Here is a 20737-nt window from a genome sequence, read left to right as displayed (position 1 = left end):
TCGCCGGCTTCCGGCCGCTTTTTATCGACGGGTTATCAAAAACAAGGCGTGTGCCGCACACTCGTCAGCGCAGGTAGTTTTTCATCTCGGCGGCGCTGTTCAGGAAGGCTTCGTAGGCGCGGACCGTTTCGTAGACGTCGGCTTTGCTGGCCAGTTCGAAGGGGGCGTGCATACTCAGCAGGGCCACGCCGCAGTCGAGCACGTGCATGCCGTAGCGCGAGGCGAAGGGCGCGATCGTGCCGCCGCCGCCCAAATCGATGCGTCCCATGGTGCTGATCTGCCACGTCACGCCGGCGTCGTCGAAGACGTCGCGAACCATGGCGACGAATTCGGCGTTGGCGTCGTTGCATCCGCTCTTGCCCTTGGAGCCGGCGTACTTGACGATGGCGGGGCCGCTGCCGAGGCGCGCGGTGTTGTTCACCTCGAACGCGTCGGCGAAGTTGGGGTCGTAACCGACGGTGACGTCGGCGGACAGCAGTCTGGAGTTTTCCAGCGCCAGATTCAGGTCCAGCGCGTCGCCGCCGCTCAGGCGCACGAGGCGGGCGGCGAGGTTCTCCATATAATGGGAGTTCATGCCGGCGTTGCCGTTGCTGCCGACTTCTTCCTTGTCGACGAACATCACGCCGGCGGTATAGACGGGACGCTCCACGCGCAGCATGGCCTGCAGGGCGGTGTAGACGCAGACGCGGTCGTCGTGCGCGTAGGAGGCGATCATCGAGGCGTCGAGGCCGACGTCGCGGGCGCGTCCGGCGGGGACCGCTTCGAACTCGGCGCTGACGAAATCCTTCTCGCCGATGCCGTAACGCTCTTCCAGCAGCGCGAGGATTTGTTTCTTGACGGCGTCGCCCTCGCCTCCGGCCAGCGGCACGGAGCCGACGACGAGGTTCAGTTCCTCGCCTTTGAGCCCCTCTTCGAGGGATCGCTTCATCTGCTCGGCGGAAAGGTGCTTGGGCAGATCGCTGACGTACACAACAGGGTCGGACTCGTTCTCGCCGACGACGACGTCGACGCGCTCGCCGCCTTTTTTGACGACGACGCCATGCAGGCTGAGCGGCAGCGCCGCCCACTGGTACTTTTTGATGCCGCCGTAATAATGGGTCTTCATCAGCGCGTAGCCGTCCTTCTCGTAAAGCGGGTTGGCGCGCAGGTCGAGGCGCGGCGCGTCGGCGTGGGCGCAGATCAGGTTCATGCCGTCGGTCAGCGGTCTTTGGCCGATCACGAAGAGCGCGGCGGCCTTGTTTTGGCGCAGCGCGTATACTTTGTCGCCGGCTTTCAGTCCGCGGTGCTCCGCGCACAGCTCGTCGAGATTCCCGTAGCCCGCCGCTTCCGCCTGGCGGATCACTTCGGCCGCGGTCTCGCGTTCGGTCTTGCACGTATCGAGAAAGGCCTTGTAGCCTTCGGCGAACTCCATGATCGCGCTCTGTTTGTCCTGCTTCCAGACCGACGGATAAAGACGGGTGAAACTGTTCTGACTCATTGCAACGCCTCCGTAAAATTATTTGAATTGAAATGGAAGAATCCGTTCTCTCGTTTCAGATTATACCGGAAATGTCGTGAAAGAATCGTTTGTGGAATTCTTTTGACCACACTGCGACAGGGCCCGGAACTCCGCGGAGTTCCGGGCCCTGTCGCGTTCGCTTAAAGCTCGTCGCAGAGCTTATAGATCATTTCCCACAGCCGTCCCTCGTCGACTGTCAGGATAATACGGGCGCTCCGAGCGCCGGCAGGAGCTTTCCCCTTGAAAGCGTAAACTTTGCCGTAGCTCAGGCCGAACTGGTCGTCCACGTCCACGGGATACGAGACTTCCTCGGCGATCAGCGACGGATCCACAAAGATCGCCGCCGCGATCACGTCCCAGACGTAAATCACGTAATCGGGATTATCGGCGAAGAAAAGGTCGTACTTGCGCTGCAGCATCGGCGCGATCATCTCGTTCTTTACGTGCCCCATCACGTCGAGCAGGCGGGGGCCGTCGAAACGGATCTTCTCGCAAGTGTCGAGCGGGACGATGATCTGCTCTTTGAAGGGCGTGCGCAGACAACTGCGGGCCGCTTCGGGATCGAACCACCAGTTGAACTCCGCGGCCGGCGTGACGTTGCCTTCCTGAAAGACCGCTCCGCCCATGTAGATCACGCGCTTGATCAGCGGCACGATCTCCGGCGCCCGGCGCACGGCCGCGGCGAGATTGCCGCAGGTGCCGATCTCGACGATCGTCACTTCGCCGGGATTGCGTTTGACGCAGTTGATCATGAAATCGACCGCGTGTTCCTTCACGGGGGCGCATTTGGGCTTGACGCCGTACATCGCCGTGTAGGCGGCCTGCCACGATTCGGGACGAGAATGGGAGTAGGCGCCCATCCAGTCGTCGTGACCTTCGCCGAAAAGACGCCGCTCTTCCCCAAGTCCTTCGGCGCGGCCGCGGCGCGTGGCCTCGGCAAATCCCATCGCCACGGGCACCTTCCATTCGAGCTTGACGGCTTCAAGCTGGCGCAGGGCATAGGCCGTTCCCTCTTCAACCCAGGTGTTGCCGACGACCGTCGTCACTCCGAGCAGCTCGACCTGCGGCGCTCGGGCCAGCATGAGCATGGCAATGCCGTCGTCAAAAGCCTCCACCATGTCGGTGTCGAGAAGAACCTTCTCGGCGGCGGGCGCTCCGGAACACGCCACCGTCACCGCCGTCAGGGCCAAAATCGCCCGCAACCGTCTTAAAGCAAAGAACTTCATCGACTGTCACCCCTTTTTATGATCGGGACAAAGAAAATCAGCGTGCCCGCTCTTTATCCCGTTATTGTCATTTTTTTGATTTTATCTATTTTATCATAAACCGATAACTCTGTCCGCTTGGAGCACCCATAAAAAAATTCCCCCGGGCGCTCGGGGAAATTTTTTCGTTCAAGCGGCGTCAGCGCTGCCCGACGGCTTTATCGGGGTTCCTCAGGATCTCGTCCAGGGTGTGCCATCCCAGCACGGCGCACTTGACGCGCGCCGGCATGTGAGAGACGTCGCGCAGCGCGCCGGCCTCTTCGAGCTCTTCGATCTCCGCCTCGGAGGCCGCGCCCTGGATCATGCGCCGGAAGAGGTCCGACAGGCGCAGGGCTTCATCTTTCGTGCGGCCGATGACGAGATCGAGCATGATGTCCGCGGAAGCCTGCGAGATCGCGCAGCCGTCGCCCTCGAAGGCGCCGTCGACGATGACGCCGTCTTCGACCCTGAGGCTGAGCGTGATGTCGTCGCCGCAGGACGGGTTGACCCCTTCCAGCGAGAAACACTCGCCTTCCAGCGCGCGCTTGTGCGCGGGGCGCACGTTGTGTTCGGTGAGAACTTCGTTGTAAAATGTTCTACTTTCCATCGTAACCCATCTTCTTTCGGATGCCCGCCAGGCAGGCGATAAAACGGCGGATGTCTCCCTCCGTGTTGTAAAAGGCGACGCTGGCGCGCGCCGTCGAGCGGCAGCCGAGATGTTCGAGCAGAGGCTGGGCGCAGTGATGTCCGGCCCGCACGCAGATACGCGCTTCGTCGCAGATCGCCGCGATGTCGTGCGGATGCACGCCGTCGATCGTGAAGGACAGGATGCCGTGATGGTCGAGCGGGTCGTCGCTGCCGAGCACATGCACGTGCGGAATCTTTTTCATCTCGTTCAGGGCCAGCGCGCAGAGGTCGTTTTCGCGGCGCTGGATCGTTTCGAAGCCGACGGACCGGATGTATTCGATCGCCGCCGCCAGCCCCGCCGCGCCGCCGGCGTTGACGGTGCCGGCCTCGAACTTGTGCGGCGCGGCGGCGTAGGTGGCGCCGTCGCGGCGGACGGACTCGATCATCTCGCCGCCGTAGAGGAACGGCGGCATTTTGTCGAGCAGCTCGCGCCGTCCGTACAGCACGCCGATGCCCATCGGCGCCAGCATTTTGTGCCCGGAAAAGGCGAGAAAATCGACGCCGAGCTCCCGCACGTCCACGGGCAGGTGCGGCACGCTCTGCGCGCCGTCGGCGACGAGGATCGTGCCGTTGCGGCGGCACAGTCCGGCAAAAGTTTTCAGGTCGTTTCTCACGCCCAGCACGTTGGAAACGTGCGTCACTGCCGCCAGCCGCGTGCGCGGCGTCAGCGCCGCGGCGAACGCTTCCGCCGTCAGCGAGCCGTCCGGCGCGCAGTCGACGAACTTCAGCGCCGCGCCGGTCGCGCGGGCGACGTTCTGCCAGGGCAGCAGGTTGCTGTGGTGCTCCATGACGCTGACGAGGATCTCGTCGCCGGGCTTCAAAAAGTTCATGCCGTAGCTGTAGGCCACGAGGTTCAGGCTTTCGGTGGCGTTGCGCGTGAAGACGATCTCCTCGGGCGCGGCGGCGTTGATGAACTTCCGCACGGCCGCGCGCGCGTTTTCGTAGACTTCCGTCGCCGCCACGCTCAGCCCGTAAAGGCCGCGCAGCGGGTTGGCGTTGTTTTTCTCGTAATAATCGAGCACCGCGTCCAGCACGCGCTTTGGCTTCTGCGTCGTCGCCGAGCTGTCGAGGTAGACCAGCTCCTTATCGGCGAAAATCGGAAAGTCGCCGCGCAGGCGTTCGTCCTCCCGTTTCAGTTCCGCCTCAGACATCGTCCGCACCTCCGTTCAGCCAGCGCTCCACGTCGCGCCGCGCCGTTTCGTCGGGGATCTTCGCGGCCACCGCGGCGACGCGCGCGCGGGCCATCATTTCATACACGCCATCGCGGGGCAGCCCGCGCGACTCAAGATAAAACAGCAGCCGGTCGTCGAGGCGTCCGATCGTGGCGCCGTGATTGCCCTCCACGTCGTCCTCGCCGCAGAGGATCAGCGGGATCGTCTGGTTGACGACGCCGTCGTCCAGCAGCAGCACGTCTTCTCTTTCGCTGCCCGACGCCTGCGCGGCGCCGCGGCGAAAGTCGATCGTGCCGCGAAACAGTTTGAAAGCCTTCTCCCGCAGCACGCCGGAGGCGTTGATCTCGCTTTGCGTGCGGCGCCCTTCGTGCAGCGCGGTATAGTTCATGTCGAGCCGTTCGGTCCCGCGCAGCAGATAGCCGACGTCGGCCTTCAGCGCGCTGCTTCGCCCTTCGAGGGCACACTGCGCGCCCATGAAGACGTTCCCGCCGCCCAGCGCCAGCTGGATCAGTTCCACGCGCGCGCCGTCGGCGCAGCGCGCGCCCACGTCGTTGAAAAACGTCAGCCCGCCGAGCCGCTGGATCTGCACCAGCCGCAGCAGCGAGTTCCGCCCCAGCTCCATCTTCGTCTGCGCGCCGGCGAACCCCGCCGCGCCGGGGGACGAACGGAAGTCCATGACGACCGTCAGCTCGCCGCCTTCGCCCGTCTCCAGCTCCACGGCATTGAACGCCGCCGCGCCGTCCGCGTAATCAAAGCCGAAACGCAGCGCTTCCTCCGTTTTTCCCGCGGCCGTATACTTGCGGACCGGCAGCGCCGCTTCCTCCGCCAGACGGCCGACGTCCGGCCCCATGCCGCACGCGCAGCGCAGCGACGGCGCGGGCAGCGTTTCGCCCGTGACGCCCGCGGGGATCTCGACGCCGAACGTTCCTTCGCCGCCGACCCGCGCGGCCGTTTCCGTCCCGTTCATGCGCAGCCAGTTCCACGTCGGCGCGGGCAGGCGATTGACCTTCATCTCCATCGAATCCATGAAAGTTTTCCTCCTCTAGCCGATGCTGCCCTTCATTTCCAGGCGGATCAGATTGTTCATTTCCAGCGCGTATTCCAGCGGCAGCTCCTTGGAGACGTTGTCGGCGAAACCGCTGACGATCATGGCGCGCGCCTCGTCCTCGGGAATGCCGCGCGACATCAGGTAGAACACCGACTCGTCGCTGATGCGGCCGATCTTGGCCTCGTGGCCGACGTCGGCGTCCGGCGTGCGGATGTCCATGGCGGGAATCGTGTCGCTGCGGCTGAGCGCGTCGAGCATCAGCGACTGGCACGAGACCGACGACTTGGCGCGTTGCCCCTTGGCGGTCACGACCACGGCGCTGCGGAACGTGCTGACGCCGCCGTCTTTGGAGATCGAGCGCGTGGAGACGTACGACGAGGTCGAAGGCGCAACGTGCACGACCTTCATGCCCGTGTCGAGATTCTGCCCGCGCCCGGCGAAGGTGACGCCGGTGAACTCCACGCGCGCGCCGTCTCCGTTCAGGATCGTCATCGGATAGAGATACGAGACGTGCGAGCCGAACGACCCCGATACCCATTCCATGACGCCGCCCTCCTCGACGACGGCACGCTTGGTGTTGAGGTTGTACATGTTCTTCGACCAGTTCTCGATCGTGGAATAGCGCAAGCGCGCGTTTTTGCCCACGAACAGCTCCACGCAGCCGGCGTGCAGGTTGGCCACGTTGTACTTGGGCGCCGAGCAGCCTTCGATGAAATGCAAATCGGCGCCCTCGCCGAGGATGATCAGCGTGTGCTCGAACTGCCCCGCGCCGGGCGCGTTGAGGCGGAAATACGACTGCAGCGGGATCTCCACCTTCACGCGCGGCGGCACGTAAACGAACGAGCCGCCCGACCAGACCGCGCCGTGCAGCGCCGCGAACTTGTGGTCGCGCGGCGGCACCAGCTTCATGAAATGCTCTTCGATCATGCGCGCGTACGGGCCGCGCAGCGCGCTTTCCAGATCGGTGTAAACCACGCCCTGGGATGCCACCTCGGCTTTGACGTTGTGATAGACCAGCTCGGAATCGTACTGCGCGCCCACGCCGGCCAGCGACTTGCGCTCCGCCTGCGGGATGCCGAGACGCTCGAACGTGTCCTTGATGTCCGCCGGCACGTCGTCCCAGTTCGCGTGCATACGCTCCGTATCGGGGCGCACGTAGGTAACGATGTTTTCCATGTTCAGCCCGTCGAGCGACGGCCCCCAGTCGGGGCACGGCAGCTCGCCGTAGATTTTCAGCGCGTTCAGGCGGAACTCGCGCATCCACTCCGGATCGTTCTTCTCCGCGGAGATCCGGGCGACGATTTCCGCCGTCAGCCCTTCTTCGACTTTGTAGGCGCTTTTTTCGTCGAAGCGGAAGTCGTAGCGGCTGCGATCCAAGTCTTCGACGTACGTCTTTTCTTTCATGGCGTTCACCTGCCGAGAAAGCCTTCGAAACCGCGCGCGCCGATCTCGCCGACCAGCTCCGCGCCGCCGGAAGCGACGAGCCGCCCCTGCACGAGCACGTGCGCGGCGTCGACGCGCAGCGATTCGAGGATGCGCGCGTTGTGCGTGATGATCATCAGCGCCGCGTTTTCGTTCTTCTGATACTCGCGGATGCCGGCGGAAACGACGTGCACCGCATCGACATCGAGCCCCGAGTCCGTCTCGTCAAGGATGGCGAAAGACGGTTTGAGCATGAGCAGTTGAAGGATTTCCGACTTTTTCTTCTCGCCGCCGGAAAAGCCGACGTTCAGGTCGCGGTCAGCGTAGGACGGATCCATCTGCAGAACTTCCATCGCCTTCGCCAGCTCCTTGCGGAAAGCCCCGAACTTGACGCGCCCGCCCGTGCGCTGTTCCAGCGCCGTGCGGAGAAAACCGCTCAGCGTCAGGCCGGGCACTTCCAGCGGCGCCTGAAACGACAGGAACATCCCCGCCTTGGCGCGCTGCGCCGCGGATGCTTCGGTCACGTCCCGGCCGTCGAAGAAAATTTTTCCCGCGCCGACCGTATAGCGCGGGTCGCCCATCAGAGCGTACCCCAAGGTCGACTTGCCGGCGCCGTTCGGCCCCATGAGGACGTGCGTCTCGCCGGCGTTCACCGTCAGATCGACGCCGCGAAGGATCTCCCGGTCCTCCACGCGCACGGTCAGGCCATCGACTTTCAACAGTTCTTTTAACATGAAACTCCCCCATCGATCTCGGATTGTTGAGATAAACCTATTATATCAATATGTTTTTACGCCGCAAGGATAAATTCCTATAGAAAAACTCGGCAATGATTTTTACGGGGCGAAATTCCGCCGCAGAAATTTTTCGTCGCCTGTTTCCGCAAAGTCGTACGGGATTAAACGAACGATATCACAAAGTCCTTTGCGCGTTTTTGACAAAATGACGCGAAGCTTCCGACGAATTTTGCCTGACAAATCGACCGGCTCGAGAAAATTCAGGTCTTGTCAAAGGGAGAAATCACCCTATAATTATTATGACCTCGTCCTCATGACGAGAGACTCCACTGCCGGCCGTTCCAAGGCTGCGCAGCTGGAATACGAAGGGGCGAAAACTTTTACACAAAAAAATGCCGGACCCTGTGGGAGCGAACCGGCACAGGCTATAGGGAGGACGACAGCTTCATGCCCGACCTGTAACAGGAGGATGAGACTTTTGACCAACGCGGCTGTACCGTTGATCCAGGTGAAAAACCTGCGTAAGGGTTACGAAGACGGAGCGACCATTTTAAAGGGCGTATCCATCGACATTGAAGAAGGGGACCTCGTTTCCATCATCGGCCCCTCGGGCTGTGGCAAATCCACCTTTCTCAGGTGTTTGAACTGCCTCGAATACATCGATTCCGGCACGATTTCCATAGCCGGCGTAACGGTCAGCCGTTCCGTTGAGGACGAAGAGAAAGATCGTGATTTCGACAAGAAGTTCCTCGACGCCTGCCACAAGATGCGTCAGGAAGTCGGAATGGTTTTTCAGAGTTTCAATCTGTTCCCGCACAAAACTGTTCTTGAAAACATCATGCTGGCTCCGATGGTGGTCAAGCATGTCAAAGAAGAGGACGCTAAAAAGCAGGGCCTCGAACTGCTCGAAAAAGTCGGTTTGTCCGATTTTGCCGACAAGTACCCCGTGACCATGTCGGGCGGGCAGACGCAACGCGCCGCGATCGCCCGAGCGCTGGCCATGCAGCCCAAGGTGATGTTGTACGACGAGCCGACTTCGGCGCTCGATCCGGAGCTGGTCGGCGAAGTCCTTCAAGTCATGAAAGACTTGGACCGCGACGGCATGACCCAGGTCGTGGTCACCCATCAGATGAACTTCGCCCGCGACGCCTCGGACTACATTGTCTTCATGCACGACGGCGAAATCGTCGAGAAAGAAGACGGCGACGTCCTCTTCACGCAGCCCAAGGATCCCCGCACGCAGAACTTTCTGCGCCACCTTAACGGAGTGAGCTACTGATGAAACGGTTGCGCACTCTTCTCTGCGTCCTGCCGGCGCTGCTGGCCATCGCCTCTCCGGCCGTGACGGCGGATAAGCCGACCCTGAGGTGGGGCGGCGATTCCGAGGGCAACGTGCCGTACATGTTCATGGATCCCCGCGACGACAAGATCATGATCGGCTTCGAGATCGACATCGTCGATGCCCTGGCCGAACGCATGGGGATGACGCCGAAATTCGTCCACAACGGCTGGGACAATCTAATCCCCGGTCTCAACCTCGGGCTGTACGATATCGCCTTGAGCGGCCTGGAGATCACGCCGGAACATAAGGAAGAAGTCGACTTTTCGCTGCCTTATTACAAGACGTTCCTGCAGCTGGTGGTTCAGAGGGGCAATCCCGCCAATATCAAGTCGCTGCAGGACTGCGTGGGCAAACGCGTCGGCACGCTGAAACAATCCTACGCTTTCTTCACGCTGGCCGACGCCGGCGTGGACGAAATCCGCACTTACGACAACGAGATCAACGCCTATCAGGACATGGCCCATGACCGTCTCGACGCGGTGTTGATGGACTCGCCGATCGCCATTTTCTACGCCGGTTTCAACACGGATCTGGAATTTGTCGGCGAGCCGATCGGCGAGATCAGCTACGGCATTCCCGTGCGCAAGGGCGAGACCGAGCTGCTGAACAAGCTGAACGCGGCGCTGGTATCGATCCGCGACGACGGCACGCTGCGCGGCATTTACGACCGCTGGAACATGTGGACGCCCGTCATGGCAAAATTCTTCAACGACGATTCGCCGGCCCGCTTCGGCCCCGACAAGTTCAACGCCTGGGCGGAGTATCAGCGGCAAGGCATGACGCTGAAACAGCGCTTCGAACGCTACGTGGGCTTTCTGCCCACGTTCGGCAAGGCCGCCGTCGTCACGCTGGAAGTTTCGGTTTGCGCCATGAGCCTGGCCATCGTGCTGGGGCTGCTGCTGGCGATCACGCGCCTTTTCGCGCCCAAGCTCATCTCCCGCCTGGCGACGGCCTACATCGAGATCGTTCGCGGCACGCCGGTGCTGATCCAGCTGTTTTTCATCTTCTACGGCCTGCCCAACATCGGCATCAAACTGTCGCCGTTCATGGCCGGCGTGATCGGTCTGGGCATGAACTACGCCGCCTACGAGGCCGAGAACTACCGCGCCGGATTGATGGCGGTACCGCGCGCCCAAATGGAAGGAGCCCTCGCCCTGGGCATGGACAAACGCCAGGCGCTGCGTTACGTGGTCATTCCCCAGGCCGTGCGTGTCTCGCTGCCGCCGGTGACTAACGATTTCATCTCGCTGCTCAAAGACTCGTCGCTGGTCTCCATGATCACGCTGATCGACCTGACCAAGGCTTATGGTCAATTGGCGAACACTTATTACGATTATTTCGGCATCGGCATCATGGTCGCCCTGATCTACTTCCTGCTGGGGCTGCCCTTTGTGCGTCTGGCCCGCTACACCGAACGCCGCCTTGCCGTGGCCATCCGCGGCAACCGCTCTGGAAAGCATGGCCGCGATGCGACACTGCGCCCCGCGAGCTATCACAATTAGTCTTATTCACGTACAGCCATCTTCCAGAATGCGAGGTTGATACTACTTCATGAGAATCAAGCCGAAGATAGGCGTCATCGTGTTTGCAACGTTGCTTTCCGCTTCATGCTCGTTCGCCGCCGAGTTCATGCCCGACAAAGTGTTGAGATGGGGCGGCAACTCCGAGGGCGGAGTGCCCTTTATCCTGTACGACCCTTCCGAGCCCGAGAAACTGACGGGCTTCGAAACCGAAATCGCCGAGGCGCTGGCAGCTGAAATGGGATTGAAGCCCCAGTTCGTGCAGAACGTCTGGGACATCCTCATCCCCGGCATGCAGCGCGGTCTTTACGACATCGCCATCAACGGCATCGAGGTGACGCCGGAGCGGCAGGAGACGATCAACTTCTCCATCCCCTACTACGTCACCTACCTGCAGATGGTCGTGCCCAAGGGCAATCCCGCCGGCGTCAGCAACCTCGAAAACGCGCGCGGGCACACGATCGGCACGCTGCGTGGCTCCTATGCCTACGAGACGCTGGCCAAGGCCGGCATCGCCGACATCCGCAGCTACGAAAATGAGGCCACGGCTTACCAAGACATGCAGAACGGCCGCCTTGACGCTGTCGTCATGGACGCGCCCATGTCGATTTATTATTCGCAATTCAACCCCATGTTCGAGTTTGTGGGCGAACCGATCGGCCGCATGGAGTACGCCATGACGATCCGCAAAGGCGAAGAGGCGTTTTTGAAGCGCGTCAACGAAGCGATCGTGACGCTGCGCGACGACGGCACGCTGCGCCGCATCTACGACCGCTGGAATCTATGGAACCCGCTCATGGCGGAATACTTCAACGACGACCGGCCAGCGCTTGAGAAACCGATCATGTACGAGCATTGGGCGGACATCCAGCGCGGCGCGCGCAGCTGGCCGGAGCGAATCAAACGCTACGTCGGCTTTCTGCCGTCGTTCGGACGCGCCGCCGTCGTGACGCTGGAAGTTTCTGTCGCCTCGATGGCCCTAGCGCTGATCGTCGGCCTGTTCATCGCCGTCTGCCGCCTCTTCGGCCCGCTGCCGCTGCGGGCGTTCGCCGCCTGCTACACCGAGTTCATCCGCGGCACGCCGGTGATGATCCAGCTGTTCTTCATCTTTTACGGACTGCCCAACGTGGGCGTACAGCTCTCGCCCTTCGTGGCCGGAACGTTGGCGCTGGGACTGAACTACGCCGCCTACGAGTCGGAGAACTACCGTGCCGGGCTGGAGGCAGTGCCGCGCGCCCAGATGGAAGGCGCGCTGGCACTCGGCATGACCAAGCGCGAAGCGCTGCGCCACGTAATCCTGCCTCAGGCGATCCGCGTCTCTCTGCTGCCGATGACCAACGACTTCATCGCCCTGCTCAAGGACTCGTCGCTGGTCTCCATCATCACGCTCGTCGATTTGACCCGCACCTACGGGCAGCTGGCCACGGTCAACTACGATTACTTCGGCACGGGCCTCATCGTCGCAGTGATTTATCTGCTGATCGGCACGCCTTTCGTGCGTATCGCGCGCAAGCTGGAAAAGAAGCTCAACGTCTCCCTGCGCGGCCGCCGCGTCTTCGCCGTCCACCGCGCGGCGAATTACAACGAGTAAATTTTTTCGCAAAATCTTTTCAACAACAAAACGAGCAGACCGAAGAAAAATTTCCTCAGTCTGCTCGTTTTGTTACGACGCTTCATCTCGCAGTGTCGGAAAAGCGGCGACTCTCAATGCGCTTCGCCCTGCATTCGACGAGAAACAGTTTTTCCTCTGAAAAGTCATACTGAGTTTTCGGCGCGCCCTAAATGCCGCACGTTTTATGCGGCGACGCATCACATAGTATCATAGCGTTTTGGAACAGGGCGATTCGTCAGCTTCAGCACGGCATCAACGTCTCCGGCAAATCCTTCGAACGGAATCGCACGATCCGCAACGCTCATATATTTCATTACATACGCTAAATGCGCCGAGATCCCATAAGGAATGGCATCCTCGTCCAAGTCGAAATGAGAACTGTGCAATCCGGCCGTCATTCCTCTTTCTTCGTTCCGCACGCCCAGACGAATCATAACGCTCGGATAGTAGTTCGACAGCATTGCGAAACTTTCAGAGCCAAGGCTTATCGGCAAATCTTTCAGGCAACCGTTGCCATACATCTCTGTCACGGCATCAGCGGCAATCCGAGCCGCTTCCCGGTTGTTGACGACCGACAGCCCAGGGCCAGAAAAGACGCGATATTCGACGACGCAATCATAAAAATCGGCGCACTTATCCACAATATCGCGCAACTTCTTTTTGAATATTCCGCCTGCCTCCACATTGTAAAATCTGGCGGTCCCGCTGAATTCAAGCATATCCGGAACAATGTTGCGTCTTGTGCCACAGTGCACGGAGCCGATGTTGTAGGTAATCAAATCATTGGGAGCAATGTATTTGTATCTGACGTCCTTCAACTGGTTCAGCACAGCGACAAAACAATCCAGTGGATTATTTGCAAGATCCGGGCGCGAACCGTGCCCGCCTTTTCCATAGAGGCGAATCTCAAAATTCACGTTCCCAGCGTTCGCGGGACCTTCCCTGATCCAAAAAGTTCCGACGGGAAGATCCGGTTCCACGTGCAACGCAAAACAACTATCAATCCTGAGCTTATGCAGCTGAATGTATTTCATTACGTAATAGATACAGTTCCCCCCCTCCTCCCCCCTTTCGAACAGAAGATACACTTTTCCCCGTATTGAATTTGGAGGCATCTTGGCAAGAATTCTAGCCGCGCCGAGAAGTATCGCGGTATGCGAATCATGCCCGCACATATGCGCGGCGTTAGGATTGGAACTTATGCAGATTTTCTTCCCAGCGGCATTATCCGGGGCTTCGGTCATCTCCAGAGCGTCGCAATCCGCGCGCAGCAAGATACTCGAATGACTGGAACCGTCTCCGTCTATTTCAGCCAACACGCCGCCGTCCGGAATGTTCACGTACTTTAGCCCTATTTTTTCAAGCTCGCATCGAATAAATCTTACCGTTTCGAATTCGCGAGAAGTCGGTTCTGCATGGACATGAAGATACCGGCGAACGTCGACGGCATAGCCCGACATTTCCCGCGAGAGTCTTACCAAATCAACGCCTTTCATCTTTCGACATCCTGTCCCAATGAAATCCTACATCCCTGTCCAGCCAATTTCGGTCAAATAAAAGAGGAATACTGAAGTTGCTGCCGATAGAATGATAAGAAACGGCAGAACAAACTTCAGCCACTTTTTAAGCGGGACATTGGCAATCGCCAGTGCCCCCAACAAAGAGGCGCTAGTCGGGAAAAGCATATTTGTAAACGCGTCGCCATATACAAAAGCGCTAACCGCAACCTGACGATTAATGGAAAGCGCGTCGGCGACAGGATTCATGATCGGCATAACGACAGCCGCCTGACCGGATCCAGAAATAATAAAGAAATTGAAGAACCAGTTAAACCAAAACATGGCAACCGTGCCAAGCCCTTTGCTGACGTTCATCAACGGCGCCGCGACGGCGTTAACCATAGTATGCAGAATGTTTCCCTGAGTCATAGTAATGGCAATCGCGCTTCCCAATCCAATAATGAAAGCGACAAATCCCATTGAACGGCATCCTTCGGCAAAGTCGTCGCAGATTTTGATAACCGACTCTCTGCGGATAAGTCCGCAGAGAGTTGAAGCGACCATGAGCACGGCCACCTGCTGAGGATAGTTCCAGCCTTTCAGAACTCCCATAACCGCGCTGAGAACAAACGAACCCGCGGTAACAATAATCACGACGAGAGAAGAAAGATTGAACCGAACCTCTTCGATCGCAACAGAGCTCTTACTGTCAAGCCATTCTGTATCGCCCATATAACTTTTGCTCGGATCCCGTTTTATTTTCATGCAATAATGTAACGAATACAAAACCGCAATTGCCGTCATAACGAATAACCAAATGGTTCGACAGCCAGCGCCGGAATAAAGAGGCACATCTGCGAGTCCTTGAGCCACAAGAGTCCGTCCTTTCAAAGCTCCGCCGAATCCGACGGCCGTGGCAAAATAAGTCATGGAGATTCCGGCAATTGGATCCAACCCCATTCGTGCGGCTACAGCGACGCCAATAACGGTAAAAGTAAAGAAAGAGTCGTTGCCGCCGTATGCAGATAAAAGCGAAAACAGAATAACCATCATGGGCACAATCACGGCGACGCCTCTTTTTTGTAGCCGGTAAATGGCCCAGTTCAAGAACTCTTCAACCGCCCCTGTATTGATGATTACCTTTAAGGCACCGCCCATAAAAATTACAATACTCATAACTTTAGCCGACTTGACCATTCCATTGAAAATATTGCACAAAGCTTGCCAAAGACTGACCGGCGTCTGCGCTACATAATGGAAAGTCCCAGGAATGAGTTGTTTTGTCGCTTTGTCGATATCGAATACTCCTGCAGGAATAAGATAGGTTAACACACATGAAAAAATCAGAATGCCCAAAATAAACGCTAACATATTGATCTTGAGACCTTTTTCTTTACGCATGATCGCCTACTCCTCTCCATTGCAACAAAATGAATTTCAGTTTTTCAGGTATATGATACAAACGATAAAAATCGCCTGTTACAGACTCATCACCGCCGCTTCGATGCGGTCCAGAGCTTTCGTCAAAGTCGCCCTTGGGCACGCGATGTTCATACGCAGGAAGCCCTCGCATTCAGGGCCGAACGTCGTGCCACTGTTTAAGCCGACTTTGACCCGATCCACAAAGAATCGGTCAAGCTCTTTCTGAGACATTTCCAGTCCGCGGCAATCCAGCCACATCAGATACGTTCCTTCAAGGCGGCTGGGGATAACCCCTTTGATCTTTCCCAAACGTTCTTCCGCATAATCCCGATTGCTCTGCAAATACGCGACGAGCTGATCGGCGTAGTACCCGCACTCTTCGTAAGCGGCGCACAGAGCGATCGTTCCGCAAATATTTTCCCCGATTGCTTTGTTATCGACGATAATTTGGTGAACAGCTTCTTTCAAAATCGGATTCTTCGCAATAAAGACCGCTGTTCTGAATCCTGGAACATTGAACGTTTTGCTCGGGTTCATAAACGAGATGCAGTTCTGTGCGAACTCCGTAGACAAACTCGCAAAGGGGATGTGTTTTCTCTTGTCGAAGACAATATCCGCATGAATTTCATCCGCCAGCACGATGATATGGTGCCTAAGGCAAAGCTCCCCTAGACGAATCAGTTCTTCCCGTGTGTACACGCGCCCTGAAGGATTCTGCGGATTGCAGAGAATGAACAATTTTGTCCGCGAATCTGCAATTTTCGCCTCGAAATCTTCAAAATCAATCTCAAAACGGTCGTTTTTCCTTACGAGCCGATTCCTCAGGAGATGACGGCCATTATGATCGGCAAGATCGCTGAACGGAGGATAGCACGGAGACTGCACGACGATATTGTCGCCCGGCTGGCTAAACGCCCGCACGGCGCTGATGACGCCGGCAATAACGCCGGGAATATACTCCACCGCCGCCGGGTCAACATCCCAGCCGAAGCGGAGTTTCTGCCAACGGGCCGCCGCAATTTTCAGACGTTCACTGGTCGGCGTATAACCGTATATGCCCGCCTGCATTCGTTTGACAAGCGCTTCGACGACCGGCTGCGGAGATTTAAAATCAGTATCCGCAATCCACATGGGAATGACGTCTTCAGGATAGAGGGAGTATTTTTTCGAATCGCTGCCCCTCCTGTCGACAACCTCGTCAAAATCATGAACGATTTCCAGCATAAGACCGCCTCCTGCAACATCAAAATCACGTACACGACAAAAGTTTTCGATGGCACAAACAATTACTTAAAAATATTTTAACGAGTCGCCTGGTAAAATATTTTTACGATTCGCTGTCCAACGAGCAAATTCTTCTCGCAGATTGCCTTCACTTGATAATCGTTCAGCGCACTTATTCACCAACGGACATCTCGCTTCTCAATCGCCAGAGCATCGTGCAGTACACGTGAAACTCATCTGAAACTTGTCTTCGGTAGAGCTTTACTTTTCCGGATAAAGGACGTCCAGCTTTTTCAAAGCCTCAGTCTTCAATATCTTGTAGATGCTGTTACCTTGGGAATCCATACCGACCACGAGCGGGCCGAACTCGGCGGCTTCAAGATCCCATAACGCCTCAGGCATCCCCATTTCAAACCAGTCGACACTATGCACGGTTTTAATTCCCTGAGCCAGTTGAGCCGCGCAGCCGGGAGCGGCCTGGAAATAAACGTAACCGTATTTCGCGCAGGCATCCAACGTTTCCTGCTCCATGCCGCCTTTGCCGATGATCGCCTTCACTCCCAGACGGCCTACCATATCGGCGTAAGGTTCCATGCGAATACTGGTCGTGGGGCCGATGACGTTGAGCCTCCAACTGCCGTCCGAGTTTTTCAAGCAGACGGGCCCCGCATGAAAAATCGCCGCCCCGTCGAAGTTTTTAGGCAGGGGTTTGCCTTCGGCCAAGAGCTGTTTTATGCGAAGATGTCCCATATCGCGAGCCGTATAGATTGTGCCGGCAAGATAAACGACGTCGCCGATCTTAAGCCGACGCATCTCTTCCTCTTTTAGGGGAGTGCCGAGAATTTTTTTATCCATCATATTTTCCTTTCCGACAGCTGTCTTTACAGGAGCTTTTCGATGCGTCCGCCGTCGTAAACGCGAATGCCCGCGCGACGCGCGACCCAGCAATGGAAATTGACGCAGACCGGAGCGATAGCAGTATGAGTAGCGGCGGTATCGATCTTGACGGCGAGACACACTGTGTCTCCGCCGGTCCCGGCGGCACCCAACCCAAGCGAGTTGACGTTGTCGCGCAGTTCGTTTTCCAGATGGGCGAGAAGGGGATCCTCGGCTGTGTCGTCCCACCGGCGGGCGCTGATCGCGCTGCGGCTCAGTCTGGCAGCCACATCCATCTGGCCACCAATGCCAATGCCGATGCCGAACGGAGGGCACGGCTTCCCTCCCGCGTTAATTGCGGCCTCCAAAACAAATCGCCTCAGCCCTGCGTAATCCTTGTCAAGCCTTAATTGGGCGGTTGTAAAAATCTTCATGGCATTGCCAAGTTCTGCACCGCACCCCTTGAAGCTGATAATAAAATCGACGTACGGCTGCCCCGGCTTATAGATATACTCGATATTTGGGACGCCTTTTCCCGTGTTGTCGCCGGGATTGCAGCGGGTAAGGGGGTCGACGATGCTGGGGCGCAAATACCCTTTTTTCGTGGCTTCGGCAAGCGATTTACCGATTTCATCGGCAGCGCAGGCAGGAAAGTTGCCGTCTCCAAAGCTGATCCACGTCGTAGGATAGCCGGGCGATTGACAAATGGCCTTGTCCTGGCTTTTGGCGATCTCCAGATTCTCAAGCATGGAAGCAAGCATGCTCTGAGCCGTGCGATTCATCTCCCGCGCCAGAGCGTCCCGCATAAGTTTTTTGACGTCGGCGGAGATTTCCGTTACCGCTCTGATACATGCGTCATGGACGGCTGTTCTGAAAAGTTCCTCGTTCATACGTGCATTGCCCCCTCATTGTTTTGAAACAAAGAATTCACGTCCTCAATTTGTTCAAAGATGTGCAGTTTACTCAAGAGCGCTTCAGCGCCGCCGCTGCCAAGTAGATCGCCTGTAAGTTGACGAAATTTGCGGTCTTCAACTTGCCAAGAAAAGGAGTTCTTGGGGTCGCCGGGAGGAAAATCGACGCGTTCGCGGATAACGCGGCCGTCTTTGAGGATAACAGTAACGCTATGAGGCCACCGAGCCGGTTCTTTATGAAACTCTTCATCAATCCGAGGCTCAACTTTCACGGTGATCCGCCCCATCAAGCGACGGACCTGCGGATTATCAATATTCTCGGGGGAGAAGATACGGTCACTGAGTTCATGAAAGATAAGCATTGCCGCAATGCAAAACTGGAGACTGAACTTGGCGCCATAGGCATTTTCCGGATTGGCATCATCAGCAGTTTCCGCTGCGGCGCCATAGGTCTCATCAACCAAAGAGACGATGTCGTCGGGGACGATTTGATTATCGGCAATAATCTTCTCAATGCAGTAAATGGCAGAATGAGTATGTCGACAGCACGCGTAGGGCTTGAAAGAATTTTGGCAGATACGCAATTCTCCGCCATAACCGGCCGTAAGGCTAGACAGGTTGAACCGCGACGCCAAAGCGCGTATAAGACCGCGCTCGCCTTCAAGAATAGTAGGCGCTCCCGTAAAACCCAAACGCGCCAGTTCAGCAGCGCGCAGTCCGCAAAGGTTGGCATTGGCTACATGCAGAACCTTGCTCATCGACGCGCTGGAAAGGAACTCCCAAAAACCGGCAGCCTGAGTTCCGGCAGAACCAATACAGTTCAGCGTTTCCTCCTCGCTCAGATTGAGCACTTTTGCCGCCGCAGTTCCAGCGGCCAACGCGCCGACCACCCCAGTCGTATGCCAGCGTTTATATGACGAAGGATTAATGCTTTCTCCAACACGAGCTCCCATCTCATACCCGGAGACGATCGCTTCGATTACATCACGACCGCTTTTATGGAGTTTCTGCGCCAAAGCTACAGCTACCGGGACAGTAATCACGCCAAGATGGGTAATGGAAGCATTATGTACGTCGTCCATATCCATAACATGTCCGAAAACCGCATTGAGAGCCGCGGCCTGTTCTACAGAAACACGCCGGAAGCCCGGCTGAAACATGGAAGCCTGTTGTTCTGCCGCTTTGTTTTTATAGTACGCTTTCCAAATCTGCGCCTCTGTTTTTGCAGAGCCGGCAATTGCCACGCCGATAAAATCTTCGATACATTTCTTAGCCGTATCCACCGCCTGCGAACTGAGCGACGAGTAGTCGATGCTATACAGATACGACGCCAGTTTGCGAGTTTCTCCCATTAACGCATAACCCCTTTCAGAAAACGGCATCTATTTCCCAAACTTCTGTCTCTTAACTACCGCCCCTCAAGCGGGGAGGTATGCCTTGATATACAATGGTATACCACAAATCCATTGCTATAATACCACGCATAACAAATAAATAAAATACTTTTATATTTTTCAAGTCTGTGCTATTATATTTTTTTGTGATTGAGATCATTTTATACAAGAGTTTCTTATCGTAATGAGCGCATGGCTCATATTATTGAGAAACCGCTTGGCAGCACAAAATAAGACGTTTTCATTTTCACTATTCATGGGGCGGCTATTCGTCGGAGCAATTGGAATGCAGCGCCCGAACTATATGAAAGCAATTTTTCAGGGCGTATATTATCAAGATATCAAACGAGCGGAACAAATAGCCTAAACCATAAGTCAGGACCACCGGCTAAGCCGGTGGCTTGCTCTGGCCCTATAAGGGCCTCTTACCGGCCACCCTCTCGGGCTCTGAAAAGGCTGACAAGCGCACCTCTATCACAGGCAAGCCACTAAAGTGGCTCTTTACTTGCCTCTTCTCACCGACTCACCCGTAAACGGGTCTTCTAGTTCTTTCAGGGTGAGCTGATCTGTCAGCTTGTCCTCCTGAAGTTGATTGTGAATATATTCTGTTATCTTCTTTTCATTGCGCCCTACTGTATCCACATAATAGCCTCGGCTCCAGAATTTTCGGTTCCCATACCTGTATTTCAGGTTCGCAAATCTATTGAATATCATCAGTGAACTTTTGCCTTTCAGAAATCCAATGACTTCCGATACGCTGTATTTAGGCGGTATTTGCAACAGTATGTGGATATGATCGGGACACGCGTTTGCCTCTAATATTTCTACTCCCTTGCGTTCACACAGCGTTCTCAGTATTTTCCTAATTTCTGCTCTGAGCTTGCCATATATGAGACGACGTCTGAATTTAGGGGCAAAGACAACAGGGCAATCGCTTACGAAAAACCTCTCGAGAAAATTGCCAGTAAGCTCATGAGAAGAAGAAAGCCGCAACGCAGAAAAGTAAGTTCATCCCAAGAAAGCCTTCCCTGCGGTAGAATACAAAGAAACACCGAAAACGCCCCAAAACCCCGACAGGAGGTACGAGAATGAACCAGACATTTCTGGAACTGCTGGCGGAGATTGAGGA

General features: G+C 56.8%; 16 protein-coding genes and 1 pseudogene. 3 read left to right on the top strand and 14 right to left on the bottom strand.

The genetic code is table 11. The features are described 5' to 3' along the window. Positions 1-64: 64 nt before the first annotated feature. The 7 genes from FYJ74_RS09875 to sufC form a co-directional block, all read right to left on the bottom strand. Positions 65-1477, bottom strand: coding sequence for an aminopeptidase (locus FYJ74_RS09875; protein ID WP_154529415.1), 1413 nt, complete (start codon positions 1475-1477; stop codon positions 65-67). A gap of 161 nt (positions 1478-1638) precedes the next feature. Further along, positions 1639-2724 (bottom strand): nucleoside hydrolase, encoded by a 1086-nt coding sequence (locus FYJ74_RS09870; RefSeq protein WP_154529414.1) that lies wholly within the window; start codon positions 2722-2724, stop codon positions 1639-1641. A gap of 178 nt (positions 2725-2902) precedes the next feature. Next, on the bottom strand, positions 2903-3349 hold the full coding sequence (gene sufU, locus FYJ74_RS09865; RefSeq protein ID WP_154529413.1) for a Fe-S cluster assembly sulfur transfer protein SufU: 447 nt from the start codon (positions 3347-3349) through the stop codon (positions 2903-2905). Then, a complete protein-coding gene (locus FYJ74_RS09860) occupies positions 3339-4580 on the bottom strand; it encodes an aminotransferase class V-fold PLP-dependent enzyme (RefSeq protein WP_154529412.1) in 1242 nt (413 codons plus the stop codon). The genes sufU and FYJ74_RS09860 overlap by 11 nt, the downstream gene beginning before the upstream one ends. Further along, entirely contained in the window at positions 4573-5628 is a 1056-nt protein-coding gene (locus FYJ74_RS09855) for a SufB/SufD family protein (RefSeq protein ID WP_154529411.1), read from the bottom strand. The genes FYJ74_RS09860 and FYJ74_RS09855 overlap by 8 nt, the downstream gene beginning before the upstream one ends. 15 nt (positions 5629-5643) lie before the next feature. Then, entirely contained in the window at positions 5644-7053 is a 1410-nt protein-coding gene (gene sufB, locus FYJ74_RS09850) for a Fe-S cluster assembly protein SufB (protein WP_154529410.1), read from the bottom strand. A 5-nt stretch (positions 7054-7058) separates the two neighbouring features. Then, entirely contained in the window at positions 7059-7805 is a 747-nt protein-coding gene (gene sufC / locus FYJ74_RS09845) for a Fe-S cluster assembly ATPase SufC (protein ID WP_154529409.1), read from the bottom strand. A gap of 481 nt (positions 7806-8286) precedes the next feature. Here sufC and FYJ74_RS09840 point away from each other — a divergent pair, with 481 nt between their 5' ends. From FYJ74_RS09840 to FYJ74_RS09830, 3 genes are read left to right on the top strand one after another with little or no spacing between them, the layout of a single operon-like run. Continuing rightward, on the top strand, positions 8287-9087 hold the full coding sequence (locus FYJ74_RS09840; RefSeq protein WP_154529408.1) for an amino acid ABC transporter ATP-binding protein: 801 nt from the start codon (positions 8287-8289) through the stop codon (positions 9085-9087). Further along, positions 9087-10652, top strand: a complete 1566-nt coding sequence (locus tag FYJ74_RS09835) for an ABC transporter substrate-binding protein/permease (RefSeq protein ID WP_154529407.1) — start codon at positions 9087-9089, stop codon at positions 10650-10652. The genes FYJ74_RS09840 and FYJ74_RS09835 overlap by 1 nt, the downstream gene beginning before the upstream one ends. Before the next feature lie 49 nt (positions 10653-10701). Then, positions 10702-12261: an ABC transporter substrate-binding protein/permease gene (locus FYJ74_RS09830; protein ID WP_154529406.1), complete on the top strand. Its 1560-nt coding sequence runs from the start codon at positions 10702-10704 to the stop codon at positions 12259-12261. Positions 12262-12479: 218 nt separating this feature from the next. Here the strand turns inward: FYJ74_RS09830 and FYJ74_RS09825 are convergent, their stop codons facing one another. The 7 genes and pseudogenes from FYJ74_RS09825 to tnpA form a co-directional block, all read right to left on the bottom strand. Beyond that, positions 12480-13778 carry a M20 metallopeptidase family protein gene (locus tag FYJ74_RS09825; RefSeq protein WP_154529405.1) on the bottom strand — a complete coding sequence of 433 codons (1299 nt, stop codon included), beginning with the start codon at positions 13776-13778 and terminating at the stop codon, positions 12480-12482. A 27-nt stretch (positions 13779-13805) separates the two neighbouring features. Continuing rightward, on the bottom strand, positions 13806-15182 hold the full coding sequence (locus tag FYJ74_RS09820; RefSeq protein WP_154529404.1) for a YfcC family protein: 1377 nt from the start codon (positions 15180-15182) through the stop codon (positions 13806-13808). 78 nt (positions 15183-15260) lie between these two features. Then, the gene (locus FYJ74_RS09815) at positions 15261-16427 is read right to left on the bottom strand and encodes a MalY/PatB family protein (RefSeq protein WP_154529403.1); all 1167 of its coding nucleotides are present in this window, start codon (positions 16425-16427) and stop codon (positions 15261-15263) included. Between the two features lie 261 nt (positions 16428-16688). Further along, complete coding sequence (locus FYJ74_RS09810) at positions 16689-17285, bottom strand: FumA C-terminus/TtdB family hydratase beta subunit (RefSeq protein ID WP_195838887.1); 597 nt, start codon at positions 17283-17285, stop codon at positions 16689-16691. A gap of 23 nt (positions 17286-17308) precedes the next feature. Beyond that, positions 17309-18193: a fumarate hydratase gene (locus FYJ74_RS09805; RefSeq protein WP_154529402.1), complete on the bottom strand. Its 885-nt coding sequence runs from the start codon at positions 18191-18193 to the stop codon at positions 17309-17311. Continuing rightward, positions 18190-19596 (bottom strand): MmgE/PrpD family protein, encoded by a 1407-nt coding sequence (locus tag FYJ74_RS09800; protein ID WP_154529401.1) that lies wholly within the window; start codon positions 19594-19596, stop codon positions 18190-18192. Before FYJ74_RS09800 ends, FYJ74_RS09805 begins: the two co-directional genes overlap by 4 nt. A gap of 513 nt (positions 19597-20109) precedes the next feature. Further along, positions 20110-20532: pseudogene (tnpA, locus tag FYJ74_RS09795) on the bottom strand (IS200/IS605 family transposase); the annotation flags it as partial. Between the last annotated feature and the right edge of the window lie 205 nt (positions 20533-20737).

The sequence above is a fragment of the Pyramidobacter porci genome (assembly GCF_009695745.1).
In the GTDB taxonomy this organism is placed as follows: Bacteria; Synergistota; Synergistia; order Synergistales; family Dethiosulfovibrionaceae; genus Pyramidobacter; species Pyramidobacter porci.
This window is presented reverse-complemented; position numbering and strand designations above follow the sequence as displayed.

Coding starts and splice junctions, on each gene's coding strand:
- FYJ74_RS09875 (WP_154529415.1), bottom strand. CDS start 1,477: ATGAGTCAGAACAGTTTCACCCGTCTTTATCCGTCGGTCTGGAAGCAG.
- FYJ74_RS09870 (WP_154529414.1), bottom strand. CDS start 2,724: ATGAAGTTCTTTGCTTTAAGACGGTTGCGGGCGATTTTGGCCCTGACG.
- sufU (WP_154529413.1), bottom strand. CDS start 3,349: ATGGAAAGTAGAACATTTTACAACGAAGTTCTCACCGAACACAACGTG.
- FYJ74_RS09860 (WP_154529412.1), bottom strand. CDS start 4,580: ATGTCTGAGGCGGAACTGAAACGGGAGGACGAACGCCTGCGCGGCGAC.
- FYJ74_RS09855 (WP_154529411.1), bottom strand. CDS start 5,628: ATGGATTCGATGGAGATGAAGGTCAATCGCCTGCCCGCGCCGACGTGG.
- sufB (WP_154529410.1), bottom strand. CDS start 7,053: ATGAAAGAAAAGACGTACGTCGAAGACTTGGATCGCAGCCGCTACGAC.
- sufC (WP_154529409.1), bottom strand. CDS start 7,805: ATGTTAAAAGAACTGTTGAAAGTCGATGGCCTGACCGTGCGCGTGGAG.
- FYJ74_RS09835 (WP_154529407.1), top strand. CDS start 9,087: ATGAAACGGTTGCGCACTCTTCTCTGCGTCCTGCCGGCGCTGCTGGCC.
- FYJ74_RS09830 (WP_154529406.1), top strand. CDS start 10,702: ATGAGAATCAAGCCGAAGATAGGCGTCATCGTGTTTGCAACGTTGCTT.
- FYJ74_RS09825 (WP_154529405.1), bottom strand. CDS start 13,778: ATGAAAGGCGTTGATTTGGTAAGACTCTCGCGGGAAATGTCGGGCTAT.
- FYJ74_RS09820 (WP_154529404.1), bottom strand. CDS start 15,182: ATGCGTAAAGAAAAAGGTCTCAAGATCAATATGTTAGCGTTTATTTTG.
- FYJ74_RS09815 (WP_154529403.1), bottom strand. CDS start 16,427: ATGCTGGAAATCGTTCATGATTTTGACGAGGTTGTCGACAGGAGGGGC.
- FYJ74_RS09810 (WP_195838887.1), bottom strand. CDS start 17,285: ATGATGGATAAAAAAATTCTCGGCACTCCCCTAAAAGAGGAAGAGATG.
- FYJ74_RS09805 (WP_154529402.1), bottom strand. CDS start 18,193: ATGAACGAGGAACTTTTCAGAACAGCCGTCCATGACGCATGTATCAGA.
- FYJ74_RS09800 (WP_154529401.1), bottom strand. CDS start 19,596: ATGCCGTTTTCTGAAAGGGGTTATGCGTTAATGGGAGAAACTCGCAAA.